The sequence below is a fragment of the Streptomyces sp. NRRL F-4489 genome, assembly GCF_001509485.1.
In the GTDB taxonomy this organism is placed as follows: Bacteria; Actinomycetota; Actinomycetes; order Streptomycetales; family Streptomycetaceae; genus Streptomyces.
On record NZ_LLZI01000258.1, the window covers coordinates 1 to 15507 of the forward strand.

Annotated in this window: 14 protein-coding genes and 1 tRNA gene; 4 read left to right on the forward strand and 11 right to left on the reverse strand. The window is 68.7% G+C overall.

What is annotated here, in order from left to right:
* Nucleotides 1-95: 95 nt before the first annotated feature.
* Entirely contained in the window at nucleotides 96-1766 is a 1671-nt protein-coding gene (locus ADL22_RS26690; RefSeq protein ID WP_079064455.1) for an IS1182 family transposase, read from the forward strand.
* Nucleotides 1767-2047: 281 nt separating this feature from the next.
* On the opposite strand, the gene ADL22_RS26695 is transcribed toward ADL22_RS26690, so the two are convergent.
* The 6 genes from ADL22_RS26695 to ADL22_RS26710 form a co-directional block, all read right to left on the reverse strand.
* Nucleotides 2048-2407, reverse strand: a complete 360-nt coding sequence (locus tag ADL22_RS26695) for a hypothetical protein (RefSeq protein WP_066985030.1) — start codon at nucleotides 2405-2407, stop codon at nucleotides 2048-2050.
* A gap of 195 nt (nucleotides 2408-2602) precedes the next feature.
* Nucleotides 2603-3433, reverse strand: a complete 831-nt coding sequence (locus ADL22_RS34220) for a serine hydrolase domain-containing protein (protein WP_107116400.1) — start codon at nucleotides 3431-3433, stop codon at nucleotides 2603-2605.
* 47 nt (nucleotides 3434-3480) lie between these two features.
* A complete protein-coding gene (locus ADL22_RS34225; protein WP_079064456.1) occupies nucleotides 3481-3807 on the reverse strand; it encodes a thiol-disulfide oxidoreductase DCC family protein in 327 nt (108 codons plus the stop codon).
* Between the two features lie 156 nt (nucleotides 3808-3963).
* The gene (locus tag ADL22_RS26700) at nucleotides 3964-4995 is read right to left on the reverse strand and encodes an HTTM domain-containing protein (protein WP_066985034.1); all 1032 of its coding nucleotides are present in this window, start codon (nucleotides 4993-4995) and stop codon (nucleotides 3964-3966) included.
* Entirely contained in the window at nucleotides 4992-5600 is a 609-nt protein-coding gene (locus ADL22_RS26705) for a DUF5819 family protein (RefSeq protein ID WP_066985037.1), read from the reverse strand. Before ADL22_RS26705 ends, ADL22_RS26700 begins: the two co-directional genes overlap by 4 nt.
* Before the next feature lie 23 nt (nucleotides 5601-5623).
* Nucleotides 5624-5983, reverse strand: a complete 360-nt coding sequence (locus ADL22_RS26710) for a hypothetical protein (RefSeq protein WP_066985039.1) — start codon at nucleotides 5981-5983, stop codon at nucleotides 5624-5626.
* Nucleotides 5984-6904: 921 nt separating this feature from the next.
* On the opposite strand from ADL22_RS26710, the gene ADL22_RS37045 reads away from it, so the two are divergent.
* Both ADL22_RS37045 and ADL22_RS34990 read left to right on the forward strand, forming a co-directional pair.
* Nucleotides 6905-7168 carry an IS3 family transposase gene (locus ADL22_RS37045; RefSeq protein ID WP_107116401.1) on the forward strand — a complete coding sequence of 88 codons (264 nt, stop codon included), beginning with the start codon at nucleotides 6905-6907 and terminating at the stop codon, nucleotides 7166-7168.
* 303 nt (nucleotides 7169-7471) lie between these two features.
* The gene (locus tag ADL22_RS34990) at nucleotides 7472-7678 is read left to right on the forward strand and encodes a hypothetical protein (RefSeq protein ID WP_066985042.1); all 207 of its coding nucleotides are present in this window, start codon (nucleotides 7472-7474) and stop codon (nucleotides 7676-7678) included.
* Between the two features lie 194 nt (nucleotides 7679-7872).
* On the opposite strand, the gene ADL22_RS35515 is transcribed toward ADL22_RS34990, so the two are convergent.
* The gene (locus tag ADL22_RS35515) at nucleotides 7873-8094 is read right to left on the reverse strand and encodes a hypothetical protein (protein WP_159048727.1); all 222 of its coding nucleotides are present in this window, start codon (nucleotides 8092-8094) and stop codon (nucleotides 7873-7875) included.
* Nucleotides 8095-8106: 12 nt separating this feature from the next.
* Here ADL22_RS35515 and ADL22_RS35520 point away from each other — a divergent pair, with 12 nt between their 5' ends.
* Nucleotides 8107-8310: a hypothetical protein gene (locus ADL22_RS35520; RefSeq protein WP_159048728.1), complete on the forward strand. Its 204-nt coding sequence runs from the start codon at nucleotides 8107-8109 to the stop codon at nucleotides 8308-8310.
* Nucleotides 8311-8557: 247 nt separating this feature from the next.
* Here the strand turns inward: ADL22_RS35520 and ADL22_RS26725 are convergent.
* The 4 genes from ADL22_RS26725 to tmk form a co-directional block, all read right to left on the reverse strand.
* Nucleotides 8558-8631: transfer RNA gene (locus ADL22_RS26725), tRNA-Thr, on the reverse strand.
* Nucleotides 8632-8691: 60 nt separating this feature from the next.
* Nucleotides 8692-10302 (reverse strand): alpha/beta hydrolase, encoded by a 1611-nt coding sequence (locus tag ADL22_RS26730; RefSeq protein ID WP_066985048.1) that lies wholly within the window; start codon nucleotides 10300-10302, stop codon nucleotides 8692-8694.
* A 161-nt stretch (nucleotides 10303-10463) separates the two neighbouring features.
* The gene (locus ADL22_RS26735) at nucleotides 10464-11711 is read right to left on the reverse strand and encodes a DNA polymerase III subunit delta' (protein ID WP_066985051.1); all 1248 of its coding nucleotides are present in this window, start codon (nucleotides 11709-11711) and stop codon (nucleotides 10464-10466) included.
* Between the two features lie 365 nt (nucleotides 11712-12076).
* Complete coding sequence (gene tmk, locus ADL22_RS26740) at nucleotides 12077-15379, reverse strand: dTMP kinase (RefSeq protein WP_066985055.1); 3303 nt, start codon at nucleotides 15377-15379, stop codon at nucleotides 12077-12079.
* Nucleotides 15380-15507 lie beyond the last annotated feature (128 nt).

Sequence of the window (15507 nt, forward strand, 5' to 3'; positions counted from 1 at the left end):
GATGCTGTTGGTTAATCCGGGGCCTGGCGTGACGTCGGCCTTCAAGACCTGGTTGTGGTCTTGAAGGCCGACGTTGTCGTATGGGGTGGGTGCGGATGTCGATGCAGCCGAAGGGATCTGGAGAGATCCCGGTGGAGACGGTGCGGGTGGCGCGGGCCGCGTTCCCGAAGGGGAGTCTGGCGATCCGGGTGCGGGACGAGCTGGGGCCGTTGTTCACGGACGAGGAGTTCGTGGACCTGTTCCCGGTGCGGGGCAGGCCTGCCTGGTCACCGGGCCGGCTCGCGCTGGTACTGGTGTTGCAGTTCGTCGAAGGGCTCACCGACCGGCAGGCCGCGGAAGCGGTCCGGGCCAGGATCGACTTCAAGTACGCACTCGGCCTCCAGCTCGACGATCCGGGATTCGACTTCTCGGTGCTGTCGGAGTTCCGGGACCGGCTGGTGGAGGCGGACGCCGGGCGGCGGGTGCTGGACAGCATCCTGGCTGCGGCCCGGGACAAGGGCCTGCTGAAGACGGCGGGCCGAGCCCGCACCGACGCCACGCATGTGCTGTCGTCGGTGCGGGAGCTGTCCTGGCTGGAGATGGTGGCCGAGACCCTGCGATCCGCGCTCAACGCACTTGCCCAGGCTGCCCCGGACTGGCTGGCCGGTGTCGCGGAGCCGGACTGGTTCAGGCACTACGCCACCCGCGCGGAGGACTCCCGGTTCCCCAAGGCCCGCGCCAAGCGCGAGGAGGTGGGCTTGCGGGTCGGTCGTGACGGGATGCGTCTGCTTGAGGCGGTCTTCGCCGCTGACGCACCGCCTGGCCTGGGCACCCTGACGGAGGTGGAGACCTTACGGCAGATGTGGGTCCAGCACTTCCACCTGGTGGAGGGCGAGGTGAGGCGGCGGGGCCCAAAAGACCGCCCGCCGGGCGCGTTGCGCCCGGTCACCCCCTATGACACCGAGGCCCGAGGCAGCGTCAAACGGGACACTGTGTGGAACGGATACAAGGTCCACCTGACCGAGACCTGCGAGCCGGAGACGCCGAACCTGATCACGAACGTGGCCACCACCCTCGCCACAGTCCACGACAGCGTGATGGTCCCCGAGATCCATGACGCGCTGGCCGCACGGGACTGCCTGCCCGATGAGCACTGGGTCGACGCCGGATATCCCACCGCCGGCCAGGTCGTCGCCGCCCGACGGGAGCACGGCGTCGTCCTGCACGGGCCGATGGCCGCCAACACCGCCGCGTCGGCCGACGGCCCCTTCGGGCAGGACGCCTTCACCATCGACTGGGACCGCGAGCGGGTGACCTGTCCGAACGGCGTCGTCAGTACACAGTGGGCCGAGCGGCGTTCCCAGCAGGGCCTGCCCGTCATCCGGGTCCGCTTCAGCCCGGCCGACTGCCGTCCCTGCCCTCACCTACGCGACTGCGTCAACTCACCCTCGCCACGACGCCGCGAGCTCAACCTCCGGCAGGGCCGCGACGAACACGAAACCGTCCGAACGGCCCGAGCCGAGCAGCAAACCGATACATGGAAAGAGCGGTACAACATCCGTGCCGGTGTCGAGGGCACCTTCTCCCAAGCCGTCGGACGCTGCGGCCTGCGCAGATCCCGCTACCGAGGCCTCGCGAAGACCAGCCTCCAGCACCAGCTCACCGGCGCCGCGATCAACCTCGCCCGCATCGACGCCCACCTCACCGGCCAACCACGAGCCCGCACCCGCACCAGCCACTTCGCAGCACTTCGCCCCGCCGATCAAACGATCGACGGGGCGAAGTAGACAGGCCCCGGATTAACCAACAGCATCAGCGGGAATCTGACCGGGGCTCCGGCATGTGTGCTGCCTGTGCCGACGCGAACGACAGAGCCGCCTCCGGGGCCGCTCGGCCCTTATTAGGCCGGCTTGTCGACCACCGTTAGCTGACACTCCCGCAGCGCGCGCAAGCCGCACGCGCACCTGACCGGACGAATCTTGGCTGGCGTGGTGCGTGTGCGGCTGTGGAATTGCTCCGGGCTGCGCGCCATCAGATTTTCGAGACTGCAAGCAGCACTCGTCGCTACCTACTTTTTGACGTACAGGTACTGGTGGAGAACCCAAGCGTCGGCAACCTTTACCATCTTCCCGTGGCAGACATACTGACGCCACGTACCTTCAGTTACGCCTCGGTCCCCCTCCATTCTGCAGCTGGCCTCGTCACCCATGAACGCGCGCTCAAAGACGTAGCCGGCTGGAGGATTCCAGTCCGTCTGGAGTGCGCGAGAGGCAGCTTCTCCGTCGGCGGCGATCGCGATCTGGCTGGGCGCCTTCAACGTAGAAACCTGGGGAGTGGGCGCCGCCTGCGCGATGCCCTGAGTGGCTACGATGAACGCGGCACCAACCGTGGCAATGCCCGCAGTCACACACTTCTTCTTGTTTTTCATGGCTCATTCCTTTGCGAATCGGTGTCATGGCCTGCCCAAGACATGGGAGAACCTGGCACTCCGTGAGTGAGTCGGTGGCCGTACGGGCACCGAGTTCGGACTGGCTCAGAAGCAGATGGATTCGCCGTCGGGCACAGCAACCCTTTTACGGGCTACGAGACTTTGGGTAGTGGCCGTCGCCGAGTGGGCCATCCTTCACCTCTTGAGCTTCTGCAGAGCGAGGCGAGTGGTGCGGCGGTGGTTTCTGTGGAGACGGTGCAGGAAGATCCAACGGCCGTCTTCATGGGCGGCGGCGAACGCGGATGCAGTTCGCGTTGCGCCGTTGTGCCAGAGAGCTGATCCGCTGCGGACCCATGTGGGAGCAGGTTCACCGAGCACGCGGTCCACTGCGAGACCGACCACCAGACGGGCTGCAGTGCGCGGGGTAGCCCATAGTCCGCCGGCTGGCAGGATTGGTCCCGTCAGCGTCCAGTGGGAACGGGGCCGGCCGAAGAAGTCGTAGGCTACGAGTCGTCGTTCAGGTGATGGCAAAGCAGTCACGGCACCTGGTGGTAGACCCAATGGGGCGAGCACGTATTCGTCCGTCAGCTGCTGAAAGGTGCGGCCAGTTGCTGTGGTGAGCGCATGACCGAGGATGGCGTATCCGAGGTTGGAGTACTCCTCCTTGCCCACGGGACCGGTTGCTGTCGTGTGCCAGTTCCTCAGCACTTCATGCAAAGCTGTCTCGGTGAAGGAAGCGTAGGGATCCGCAGTGAAGCCATGGGCCTGGGGAGGTAGGCGCGGTAGTCCAGAGGTATGTTCAGCAAGGTTCCGCAGAGTGACCCCCGTGTTCTTCGGAACGTCGGCGAGGCGGGTTTCGAGGGGGTCATCGAGATGGAGTACTTCCACGGTTGCGAGCTGAGTCAGGATCGTGCCGGTGACCACTTTGGAGAGCGATCCCAATTCGACGAAGTGGTTGAGAGAGTGTCCGCGCGATACGTGGTTCTTGACCCCTCTGCCGCCCAGAACACAGGTGGGCACCGACATCCTTGCTCCTGTCTGTTCTCATCTGTCGAGAGGTGGTAGAAGTCATCTCATGGCTGTGGTGGTGGCAGGCGGCATGCATAGGTTCCGCCGGGCATTCGGTGGCGGTTTCGAGCCACCCACCGGTAGACAGCATGAGCACACCGGATCACTCCAGGGAAGGTGATCACCGCGCCGGCTATCCGGTACCTGCGGCGTGGGGAGCGACGCAGATAGACCGCCAGGGCGTCAGCGCCGCCGGCCAGGACATGGCCGTCTCGCAGTATGAGGACCTCACGGTCGAGCTGCTCGATGTGGGGCCGTGTTGTCTCTTCTGGAAGAGACTGCCAGGGAACCGCTTCCATGAATGGGCGCCCCGGGGAGGAAATGCGGTTCATGACGTTCTGGCAAAACCCGCAGTCTCCATCGAAAACGAGCAGCGGTTCGGAGCGGATGATCGGTGAAGTCACGGAACCTTCCTCGTGGTCTGGTCGATCGGCAAACACGGCCGCCGAGAAGCAATCGTCCGCGGTCCGATCTGAATAGCTGTCAGCTCACCCATCGGAGGAGACAGCCGCAGGATGTGGCTGAGTCGGCGCCGTGCTGGCCGGTGGCGTTGCGACGGGTGCGGCGCTGGATTGCCGCTTGAGAGAGCCCGCAGATCGCAGACGGCGGATCAACGGGCTGCACCGTTTAGCTACTGTTTCGAGCGCCCCGCTCAGGAAGATGAGATCGCACGCCATCATGGTTAGTGCGAAGCTCGTGAGCCCCATGAAGATGCCAATGGCCAGGTGGAAGCTGATGGAAGCGACCGCAGCCCACGGGCGCAGGCGCGGAACCAGGATGCCCAGCGGGAAGTACACCAGAAAGATCGTTGTGGAATACGTTCCCAGAAATACCAGAAATTCATTCTGGTAGACGAGTTCAGAAACTCCAGGGAGTTTGAATTCGGACAGTCGAAGGACGTAGAAGAGGGCCGTACCCTCCTGCCACACTTTACCTTGCACCTTGTACAGGCCGCTCACCATGTATACCAAACAGATCTGGATGGCGATGGCCAGGATGCCGAGGTTATGCAGGGGATGCGAGAGTGATTTCACGATGCTGGGCACACGCCGCGAAATCTTTCGTGCGACTCCCGTGGAAAATGAAAGACGCCCGTAGCAGCGGGTGAGCAGTAGCATGGGAATAACTACGTAGGCTAGGTTGTCCCCACCGTCCAGAAGGATCGGCTGACGCTGGTAGATCGACCACAGGAACACCCAGTGGAGGGCCAGTACCAGCCTTCCGCCGACACCGCAGGTCACTGCCAAAGCGGTCAGCATTCCCAGATGAAAGATGGCCTGGAACCATGCTTCGGAATTACTGAAGGCGTAGAGGCTGAAGGTCCCGTTGTCGTGCAGTTGGGAGATGAAAGTTCGCCATGGAAGCACACCGTCGGGACCGAAAAGATAGGAACGGTCGCCGTACTGGCTCGCGTAGTACATAAATCCAACGAAGCCGAGCAAGGCTCGTGTTCCGCTGACACCGAGGACACTGAAAGACTGGGTGCCGGCCGCGTCCAGGAAGCGGGTTATCTTTTTCACTGCGGCCCCACTTTCACCCAGTCCATATCCTGTACGTCCGTTTTACTGCGAGCCTTCGGATCGTTTCGCTTGGACCACGGTGGCAGCTTCTCCACGTAGACGCGAACCTGCACTTTGTCCGGGCTCCCGCCACACACCTTGGGCATTTGGGTGAGCGAGTACTTGGAGAGGAATGCGACGGCTTCCCTGCGATTCTTCTTCTCAAGCGGAGTTTCTGGTAGTGGCCGCTCATGCAATGCCTTCTGCTGCTCTCTGAGCTCATCAAGCACCGGATCGCCACCACTTAGCTGCAGAACGTTTCCCGTCACAAGTCGTGACATGCGGGATGGGAAGAACCTGCTGCTCTGGGCTGCGTCGATGTATCTGCTCGTCACATCGTAGAAGCCGGTGATCTTGCCATTCGCGCACCTACCGCGGGCGAAAATACCTCGATTCTCGGATAGCGGGTTCGGGGCGAAGAGCTTCCAGTTCTGCGCCTGATATGGCTCCAGGTAATTGTTCACGAAGCCCATGACACGGAGTTTTATCGGGGTCAGCGGCATCTGCGAGAAGCTGGCTGCGCAGAAATGAAGGCCCAGGAGGGCAGCGCCGACGAGCAGCGCCACCCTCCTGGTTATAGTGTGTTCCTTCACTTGTCGAAGACCATCTCGACGGAGGAACCGTTCGGAACGGACGAAGCCGGAGCGACACCGAAGGCGTCAGTGACATTACCGGCCAGATCCGCAGCCGCATCTCCTGCCAGCTGAGCCGCAGCCTTTCCGTGCACGTACGCCTTCTGAGCCGCGCTGGTCAAAGCATTTCCGACCTTGCCGGCCAGCTTTCCAAGGCCACCGATGGCCTGCGGTGCGTTGTCCGGCCCCTGCGTCGTCGCGACGGCCGCAGAAACAGCCGGCGCCTTCGCCTCGGCAGCCTGCGCCGAACCCTGGGTCGTCACGACCAAGGCAGCACTCGCAAGAGCAACAGCGACCCCAGCGGCTATCTTCTTCATACTCTTCCCTTTCCTTTAAATGCCCGCTTCGACAGCTGGCAGGTGATACGCCAATCGCGGGCGCGAATGACGGCATGACGGGTAAACGAATCTCAGGATGCAAGCACGGCACATGAACCGGGTACCTACGTCCATCACAATCGCGGCCATGAAAAATTAGCCCGATAGGAAAGGTGAGGACGCGGCTAGACGCCACCGCACATCACTTCACCATTAACCCGCTAGGGAAGTTGCGCAAGGCAACAGAACGAATCCCCGTAACGCATGCAGCTTTCCCCCTGTTTACCCCCTGCAGCCCTCCAATTTGGAAGGGCTTTGCAATGCGCCATGAATACTTCCATGCCCCCACAAGGCGTGTCTACGAGATAAGAGGAGAAGAGACTAATCCGAGGTGTCCGGAAATCACGCGTGTCGGAGATGCCTCTCGGTGGCCAGATCGTCGAGAAACCGGAGGGAAATGCTCCCGTTCGCTAACTGCCTGCTTGTACTACTCTGCGAAGTTGAAGGCCGCCGATGAATCCAACGGATGCATCTCGCAATCTGGCGATGGATTCACGTCAGCGAGCGAGAGTCCTTCTTGCGCGCACTTGATCAAGCTGGCCTGAAACTTCGTTTCATTGCGGTGTGATCACGCCGCAATGGCCTGAAAGCATGTCTTCAGCAACCGATGTCGGTACAAGTCGTTACTGCGATGTCTCATGACGTTAGTTCCACAATGTCCTCGCACGTGAGGTGCCGTGGGAGCGTCTCGAGGGGTCGCTGCGACTGGCCGAAGGAGACGCGGGGAGTCGCTGCCGAGGTCCAACTGACCGACGATCGGCCAGCCTCCGAGAGTGGCGTGCAGCCGCTCGTGGCCGTAGCACTTGAGGAAGCCCACGAGCGCAACGCGCCGTTCACGCTCAGGCATGTAGTCATACGCATATGCCCCCTCGCTGGCGCCAGCGCGCGAAGGAGCCGTGCGAGCGGCACCGCCGCGACGCGAAGCTGACCGAGCAGACTCGGCAGATCCACCACAAATCCGGAGGTATCTGCGGCTCGCCACGCGTGCATGCCATCCTCAAACGCGCGAGCCTGGCGGTGGGTCGCAAACGTGTCAAGCGGCTGATGAGCGAGGCTCAGCTCTCGGGCCTCAGCCCCCGCCGCAAGGGCTTCACCCGCCGCGGCCCCAGGGCCACACTGCTCTAGGCCTGGCCAACCGCAACTTCACCGCGCCCGCACCGAACCGGTTGTGGGTCACCGAGCTGACCGTGATCCCCACCGGCGAGGGGCCACTATGGCTCTCCGCCATCCGGGACGCGCTCTTCCGCTGGCTGGCGGCCTGGGGGCCTCCGCCGGCGCCGATGCCAACCGAGTCCTCACCACGCTGGAGTACGCGCTGGCCAGCTGCGAGGTCAATCCCGGAACGCTCGTCCATCACGCGGACCAGGCTGCCAAAACACGTTGATCGAGCTCGCAACTTGCCGTTGAAGTACGCGAATTGAGGCGTCCATGGGACCAGTCGGGAACTCGTACAACAACGCCCTGGCGGAGAACCTGCCACTCTTCGAGTACATCGATGGTTTCCATAATCCCCGGTGCATCCAGGAACGGCTCGGCTTCCTCAGTCCCGTCGAGTTCGAGCAGAAGCACTACGCCGAGAAGCCGACGACCAAGCAAGCGGAACTGAAGCGCCGTCAAGGCACCCTGACCAACTGATCAGCACCTCCCGCACATCGGGGGAAGCTCAACGCATCGTCTCAATGCGCCCCTGGGCCAAGCGCACCCACACCCAGCTGGCTCGCTTCAGGCCGCCAAGCCACTCAGGGCAGAAGGCGGGGGCGGGGATCCACGGCTGCCCCGTCTCAGCGAGGGCTCAATTCAGACGGCGAACCACTTGCTGGCAGTGCGAGTCAGCGCCGCTTTGCAGCCCAGGCGACCAGGGAAACGATTCCAACGGACACCACGGCCGCCAACTTCGCCGACAGCATGCCGAAACCGGGGTTCCACCACCCCAGCTTCCACCCAATCCCCCAGAGCAGTCCCATGACCAGCAACGCACAGATCACAGCCAGCACGACACGTCCGGCCGTGCCGCGGTTTCGTCCGTCACCACTGCTGTTCTGCTCATCCATGAGGGTGATGCTATGAGCAAGATCATGGAGGACAACCGCTTCTCGCCATCTTCGAAGGCAGTGAAGGGGAGTGTCATGAACGCTCTCCTCCTGGACGCCGAGGGTGAAGTCCCCAACCCCAGCATCGAAGCGCATAACGTTCACGACCGGCTCCTCCATAGCGATGTCCCCGGCTGGTTCTCCATCAGTCGCCGTCGCGACTCGCCCAATTTATGAGAACCCGCCAACAGCGCTGTTGTGGGCAGCCCGGCGTCAGGGCCTCGCAGCCCCCATCACCGCTGGCACGACGTCCGGTTCTCATACGCCCGCCCGTCCACCGCTCTGCACGCTCGCTGCACGTCTGTCCACCGGTTGTCCACCGGCGATCTTCACGGGCGGCTCTCAGGCCGGATTACCGGCGCAACACGCGGTCACGGTACGTAAAAGGCCCAGGTCAGAGCACATCTGACCTGGGCCTTCCTTGAGCCGCCTTCGGGATTCGAACCCGAGACCTACGCATTACGAGTGCGTTGCTCTGGCCAACTGAGCTAAGGCGGCGTGGTGCGCGGCCCAGTCTACACAGGAGCGGGGGGTGCTCTGTACTCGGTTGGGGAGGGGTCAGGTGCAGCGGGTGTTCTTGGCGGGCGGGGTGCCTTCGAGGAGGAAGGTGTTGATCGCGGTGTCGATGCAGTCGCTGCCGCGGCCGTAGGCGGTGTGGCCGTCGCCGACGTAGGTCAGGAGGGTGGCGCTGGAGAGCTGGGCGGCCAGGCCCTTGGCCCAGGTGTACGGGGTGGCCGGGTCGCGGGTGGTGCCGACGACCACGATCGGGTCGGCGCCCTTGGCCTCGATGCGGTGGACGGTGCCGGTGGCCTTGACCGGCCAGTACGCGCAGTTCAGGGCGGACCAGGCGAAGTTCGCGCCGAAGACCGGGGACGCCTTGCGGAAGGCGGGCAGGGCGGCGCGGACCTGGTCCGGGCCGGTGAAGGACGGGGGGAGGTCCAGGCAGTTGACGGCGGCGTTGGCGTACATCTGGTTGGCGTAGTGGCCGGAGGGGTCGCGCTCGTAATAGCTGTCGGAGAGGGCGAGCAGGCCGCGGCCGTTGCCGTTCTCGGCCTGGGCGAGGGACTGGCGCAGGAGCGGCCAGGCCCCCTGGTCGTACATCGCGGCGATCACGCCCGTGGTGGCGAGGGACTCGGTGAGCTTGCGGTCCTGGCCGGTCTCCACCGGGTGGGCGTCCAGCTTGGCGAACAGGGCGGAGAGCTGCCGGCCTGCGTCCTGCGGGTTCTTGTGGCCGAGCGGGCAGTCCGGCTTCTTGACGCAGTCCGCGGCGAAGGCCGTGAAGGCGGTGTTGAAGCCGGCGGTCTGGTCGAGGTTGATCGTGCGGGAGTCCAGGGACGGGTCCATGGCGCCGTCGAGGACCAGGCGGCCGGAGCGCGACGGGAACAGGCCGGCGTACGTGGCGCCGAGGAAGGTGCCGTAGGAGGCGCCCACGTAGGTCAGCTTCCGGTCGCCGAGGACCGCCCGGAGGATGTCCATGTCGCGGGCCGCCTCGATGGTGGAGACGTGCGGCAGGATCTTGCCGGAGTGCTCCTCGCAGCCCTTGGCGAAGTCGCGGTACGCGGTGGCGAGCTTGCCGACCTCGGCGGAGTCGTCCGGGGTGGTGTCGGTCTGGGTGAAGCGGTCCATCTGCCGGTCGGTGAGGCATTCGACCGGTGCGCTGCGGGCGACCCCGCGCGGGTCCATGGCGACCATGTCGTAGCGCGCGCGGACCGCGGCCGGCTGGGGCGCGTACTGCTGGAGGTAGTCGATCGCGGAACCGCCCGGTCCGCCGGGATTGACCAGGAGGGAGCCGAGCCGCTGACCGGGGCCGGTGGCCTTCTTGCGGGCCACGGCGAGCTTCAGGTCGGTGGCCGCGCTGGGGTGGGCGTAGTCCAGCGGCGCCTTCATCGTGGCGCACTGGAAGCCCGCGACGCCGCAGTCGTGCCAGCTCAGCTTCTGGTCGTAGTACGGGCGGAGGGCCGCCGGGACGGCGGTGGGCAGGGGCGCGAGGGGCGCGCCGTCGGAGGCCGGGCGGCCGGATCCGGCCTCCGTCGAACGGCCGGGGGACGCCGGGCCGCTCCCGCCGGGCTCGGTCGTCCCGGACGAGCAGCCGGAGAGCAGCAGGGCGAGCGCCGCCGTGGCAGCGGCCGCTGCGGCAGCGGTGGAGCGGAACAGGCGGCTGGGCGGCATGACGTCACGGCTCCTCGGCGGTGCGCTTCCGGGTTCGGGGGTGCTCGGGGTTGATCGGGATACGGATTGCGGTGCACCGGTCACTGCTTACGTACGGAGCGTATCCAGAGACGGGTGGGGTGTGCTCGGCGATCGGGCGAGCGAGGGCTGTTGGGGGGCGGTCAGCCGGCGCGGAGGGCGGCTGTCATGGCCTCTACGGCGAGCAGGGGAGCCACGTTGCGCTCCAGGGCCTCGCGGCAGGCGATCACCGCTTCTATGCGGCGCAGGGTGCGCTCGGGGGTGGAGGTGCCGGCGATCCGCTGGACGCTGTCGCGGACCTCGTCGTTGGCGAGCGGGACGGTGGCGCCCATCTGGACGGCGAGGACGTCGCGGTAGAAGCCGGTGAGGTCGACCAGGGCGAGGTCGAGGCTGTCCCGCTGGGTGCGGGTGGAGCGGCGCTTCTGCTTGTCCTGGAGGTCCTTCATGGCGCCCGCGGTGCCCCGGGGCAGCCGGCCGCCGGTGCCGGCCGCGGCGCCGAGGGCGGCGCGCAGCTCCTCGGTCTCCTTGGCGTCGACCTCCTCGGCGACCTGCTTGGCGTCCTCGCCGGCGGCGTCGATGAGTTCCTGGGCGGCCTTGAGGCAGCCGCCGATGTCGTCGACGCGCAGCGGGAGCTTGAGCACGGCGGCGCGGCGGGCCCGGGAGCGCTCGTCGGTGGCCAGGCGCCGGGCGCGGTCGATGTGGCCCTGGGTGGCGCGGGCGGCCCGGGCGGCGGCCTCCGGATCGATGCCGTCGCGCCGTACCAGCAGCTCGGCGACCGCGTCGACCGGCGGCGTACGCAGCGAGAGGTGCCGGCAGCGGGAGCGGATGGTGGGGAGGACGTCCTCGATGGAGGGGGCGCAGAGCAGCCAGACCGTACGGGGCGCGGGCTCCTCGACGGCCTTGAGGAGGACGTTGCCGGCGCCCTCGGTGAGGCGGTCGGCGTCCTCCAGGACGATCACCTGCCAGCGGCCGCCGGCCGGGGAGAGCGAGGACCGGCGTACCAGGTCGCGGGTCTCCTTGACGCCGATGGAGAGCAGGTCGGTGCGGACGATCTCGACGTCGGCGTGGGTGCCGACGAGCGCGGTGTGGCAGCCGTCGCAGAAACCGCAGCCGGGGGCGCCGCCGAGCGCGCGGTCCGGGCTGACGCACTGCAGGGCGGCGGCGAACGCGCGGGCGGCGGTGGCCCGGCCGGACCCGGGCGGGCCCGTGAACAGCCAGGCGTGGGTCATCTGGGAGGCGCCGCTCCGCTCCGGCGCCGGCTCCTGCGGCGCGCCGGAGGGCGGCTGCCGCGGCGCGCTCCCGGCCGTCACCAGGGCATCCGCATCGCGCGCGGCCGCGGCGAGCTGCGCCGTCACCCGGTCCTGGCCGACCACGTCGTCCCATACCGCCATCGCTGCTGCCGTCCTGTCCGTTCCGCGGGGCGTCGCGCGGGGCCGGGCCGCCCTGGGGTGGGCGAGGGCACCGCGCACGTACTGCTCGGGTCACCGGGTCACCGCGGCGCGGCCGCCGTGACCCGCTCCCACCATTGTGGTGCAACCCACTGACAACCGGTTCTGACAACCGATTCTGACAACCGGCCCTGGCGGCCGGGGCGGCGGGATGCGGCGCCCGCCGCGGCGGGCCGGCCGTGACGACCGGTCCCGCCCCGGGAACGCGGAACGGCCGTGACCGCGGCCTACGCGCAGGTGCGCGAGCCACGACCACGGCCGTCCCGGCGGCCTGCCGGCCCTCCGGCCGGTTCAGTCGCCCCGACCGGTCAGCCGCGCCGCCCCCGGCGGCCATTGCGGCCCCGGTCCCGGTCGGCGTCCTCGTCGTCGTCCCGGCGCGGGCCGAGGAGTTCGTCGGCCAGCGTCGGCAGGTCGTCCAGCGGCGTCTCCTCCGCCCACTCCGGGCGCGGGCGGCCGCTGCGCGGGGGCTCGGCGGGACGGCCGGTCTCCGGGTCGATCTGCGGCAGCTCGCGGGTCCGCTCGACACCCCCGTCGTCCGCACCGGACGAACGGGAGGGACCCGGCGCACCGGACGTACCGGCCTCCCCGCCCCGCCCGTTCTCCGGGGCGAACATCCACGGCGGCACCCGGTCCGCCGGGTTCTCCTCCCGTACGGACGGCAGCACCGCGGTCTCGTCCGCCGGGCCGTACCCGCCCTGCGGCTCGGGCCGCGGCAGCGCCGCCGTCCGCTCACTGTCCGAGTCACCACCGGACCCCGAACCGGACCCCGACGAACCGGACCCCGAAACGGAACCGGAACCCGAAGCCCCGGAACCGGAAGGACCGGCAGGACCAGAAGCCCCGGAACCGGAACCGGACCCAGAACCGGCCCCGGAAGCCCCACCAGCCCCCGCCGCAGAACCAGCCTCACCGACCCGCTTCCGCAACTCCGTGACATCCGTCTCCGCCGTAGGCGCCTCCGCCGACGCGGCAGCCTCCGCCCGGGACTTCGCCTCGGCCGCGGCCGCCGCCTCGGCCGCCTCGATGCGCGCCCGCTCGGCGCGCAGCAGCGCCTCCTCGGCCTTGCGCTGCTTCTCCAGGCGGCGCTCCTCGGCCTCCTGGCGCAGCCGCGCCTGCTCCTCGTGGACCTTGCGCAGCCGCTCCCGCTCGGCCAGCCGGGCCTGCTCCTCCGCCTCGCGGCGCCGCCGCTCCTCCTCGGCGGCCTGGCGGGCCTCCTCGGCGCGCCGGCGGGCCTCCTCGGCCTGGCGGGCCGCCTCCCGGGCCTTGGCCTCCTCGGCCTCCCGGCGCTTGCGCTCCTCCTCCTCGGCGCGCAGTTTGGCGAGCTGCTCCTGGCGCTCGCGCTCCAGGCGCTCCTCCTCGGCCTTGCGCGCGGCCTCCTCCTCGGCCTTGCGGCGGGCCTCCTCCTCGGCGGCCTTGCGCGCCTCGTCCCGGGCCTTGATCTCGGCCTCGGACAGCGGCAGCACCTGGTCGAGCCGGTGCCGGACGACGGTGGTGACGGCCTCCGGGTCCTGGCCGGCGTCGACGACCAGATAGCGCGCGGGGTCGGCGGCGGCCAGCGCGAGGAAGCCGGCCCGGACCCGCTGGTGGAACTCCGCCGGCTCGGACTCCATCCGGTCGGGCGCCTCGGTGAAGCGCTCGCGGGCGGTCTCCGGGGCGATGTCCAGCAGGACGGTCAGGTGCGGGACGAGGCCGCCGGTCGCCCAGCGGTTGATGCGGGCGATCTCCGTGGGGGCGAGGTTGCGGCCGGCGCCCTGGTAGGCGACGGACGAGTCGACGTACCGGTCGGTGATCACCACCGCGCCCCGCTCCAGGGCGGGCCGGATGACGCTGTCGACGTGGTCGGCCCGGTCGGCGGCGAACATCAGCGCCTCGGCGCGGTCCGAGAGCCCGGACGTGGACACGTCCAGGATGATCGAGCGCAGCCGCTTGCCGATCGCGGTGGCGCCCGGCTCCCGGGTCACCACGACCTCGTGGCCCTTGCCGCGGATCCACTCCGCGAGCGCCTCGACCTGGGTGGACTTCCCGGCGCCGTCGCCGCCCTCCAGGGCGATGAAGAAGCCGGTGGGGACGGTCGTCTGCGCCGCGTCGCCGCCGCGCACCGCCTCCCGCAGGTCGTGCCGGAGCGGTACGCCGTGCCGGTCGTCGGTCCGGCCCAGCACCCAGGCGGCGACCGGCAGCAGCAGCGCGCCCACCAGCATCAGCGCGTACGCGGCCCCGCCGTGCGCCAGGACGAACGCGCCGCCGCCCAGGTGGTGCGGGCCGATGACCCCGGCCAGCAGCGGCGCGACGACGGCGGCCAGCGCGATCGCGAGCCGGACGACGGCCTGGAGGTGCTCGGTGGTCCGCGCGGTGCGGGCCGGCTCGGTCTCCTGGTCCAGCAGGGCGTGGCCGGTGTTGGCGGCGATACCGGCGGTGAGACCGGCCAGCAGCGCCAGCAGCACCACCGTCGTGGTGTCCGGGACGAGGCCCATGGCCAGGAGGAGCAGCCCGGTGGCGGCGACCGCCAGGGCCAGCAGCCGGCGCCGGGACAGGCCGGGCAGCACCTTGCGCGCGCTCCGGATGCCCAGCGCCGTGCCGCCGGTCAGGGCGAGCACCAGCAGCGCGTACGTGGCCGGCCCGGCGTGCAGGTCGGCGGCGTGCAGGACGGAGAGCGAGGCGGCCGCGGCGATCGCGGCGGCCACCGCGGCGCAGGCCAGGACCAGCAGCGGGATCGCGCCGGTGCGTCCCTTCTCGGGCGTGGCCGGGCCCCCGTCCGGGGCGGCGGCCTTCGGGCGGCGCAGTCCCTCCAGAGGGGAGCGCGGGCGCGGCGTCTGCCCGTCGGGGAGTTCGAGGAAGTAGAGGATCGAGACGGAGGCGGCGAACAGCCCGGCAGCGAGGTAGGACCCCAGCGCCGCCTGGTGCAGGTCGAACCACCCGATGCCGGTCCCCAGCAGCCTGCCCACCAGCGCGCACACCAGCAGGGCGGCGGCCGCGGCCGGCAGCGCCAGGAAGCCGGTGCGCAGCGACAGCCGGCGCAGCGCGTCCAGATTGTCGGGCAGCGGGCGGACGGCGGCGCCCTCCGGGGGCGGCGCGGGCAGCAGGGCGGGCGCGGCGCTCTCCCGGGCGACCGTCCACAGCCGCTCGGCGACGCCGCTGACGAAGACCGTCACCAGCAGCCAGGCCAGTGCCTGGGCGGGCGTCCAGTCGATCCACAGGGGCGCGACGACCAGCAGGGCCAGCCGCACACCGTCCGCGGCGATCATCGTCCAGCGGCGGTCCAGCGGCCCGCCGGGCGCGGTCAGCGCGGAGAGCGGCCCCAGCAGGACGGCCCCGAAGAGCAGAGTCGCCAGCATCCGTACGCCGAAGACCGCGGTGACCGCGAGGGCGGCGCCGCGGTAGCCGCCGCCGAACGCGGCCTGGCCGCCCATCGGCGCGTACAGCGCCGCCTGGAGGGCGAGCAGGACCAGGACAAGCAAGGACAGGGCATCGCCGACACCCCCGGTGAACTGGGCGCTCCACAGCCGTTTCAGCGGCGGGAAGCGGAGCAGGGCCCGTACGGCGCGCTCGCGGGAATCGGCTGCGAGGGCGTCTGAGGTGGGGGTCACGACCGTTGGCTGCTCGGCACGCGTCATCCCGCCAGCCTATCGGGACGGGGCACTCCCCCGGGCGCCCACCCGAACAAATGGACGGATACCGGGAGTGTGCGGGACGGGCCGGCGCATATCCACCGACCCGCCCGTCCGCTCAGCCCCGGCCCGTC

Excerpts from the sequence above, each read along its gene's own strand:
- ADL22_RS26690 (WP_079064455.1), top strand. The coding sequence starts at position 96 with ATGTCGATGCAGCCGAAGGGATCTGGAGAGATCCCGGTGGAGACGGTG.
- ADL22_RS26695 (WP_066985030.1), bottom strand. The coding sequence starts at position 2,407 with ATGAAAAACAAGAAGAAGTGTGTGACTGCGGGCATTGCCACGGTTGGT.
- ADL22_RS34220 (WP_107116400.1), bottom strand. The coding sequence starts at position 3,433 with ATGTCGGTGCCCACCTGTGTTCTGGGCGGCAGAGGGGTCAAGAACCAC.
- ADL22_RS34225 (WP_079064456.1), bottom strand. The coding sequence starts at position 3,807 with ATGAACCGCATTTCCTCCCCGGGGCGCCCATTCATGGAAGCGGTTCCC.
- ADL22_RS26710 (WP_066985039.1), bottom strand. The coding sequence starts at position 5,983 with ATGAAGAAGATAGCCGCTGGGGTCGCTGTTGCTCTTGCGAGTGCTGCC.
- ADL22_RS37045 (WP_107116401.1), top strand. The coding sequence starts at position 6,905 with ATGCCCCCTCGCTGGCGCCAGCGCGCGAAGGAGCCGTGCGAGCGGCAC.
- ADL22_RS34990 (WP_066985042.1), top strand. The coding sequence starts at position 7,472 with ATGGGACCAGTCGGGAACTCGTACAACAACGCCCTGGCGGAGAACCTG.
- ADL22_RS35515 (WP_159048727.1), bottom strand. The coding sequence starts at position 8,094 with ATGGATGAGCAGAACAGCAGTGGTGACGGACGAAACCGCGGCACGGCC.
- ADL22_RS35520 (WP_159048728.1), top strand. The coding sequence starts at position 8,107 with ATGAGCAAGATCATGGAGGACAACCGCTTCTCGCCATCTTCGAAGGCA.
- ADL22_RS26730 (WP_066985048.1), bottom strand. The coding sequence starts at position 10,302 with ATGCCGCCCAGCCGCCTGTTCCGCTCCACCGCTGCCGCAGCGGCCGCT.
- ADL22_RS26735 (WP_066985051.1), bottom strand. The coding sequence starts at position 11,711 with ATGGCGGTATGGGACGACGTGGTCGGCCAGGACCGGGTGACGGCGCAG.
- tmk (WP_066985055.1), bottom strand. The coding sequence starts at position 15,379 with ATGACGCGTGCCGAGCAGCCAACGGTCGTGACCCCCACCTCAGACGCC.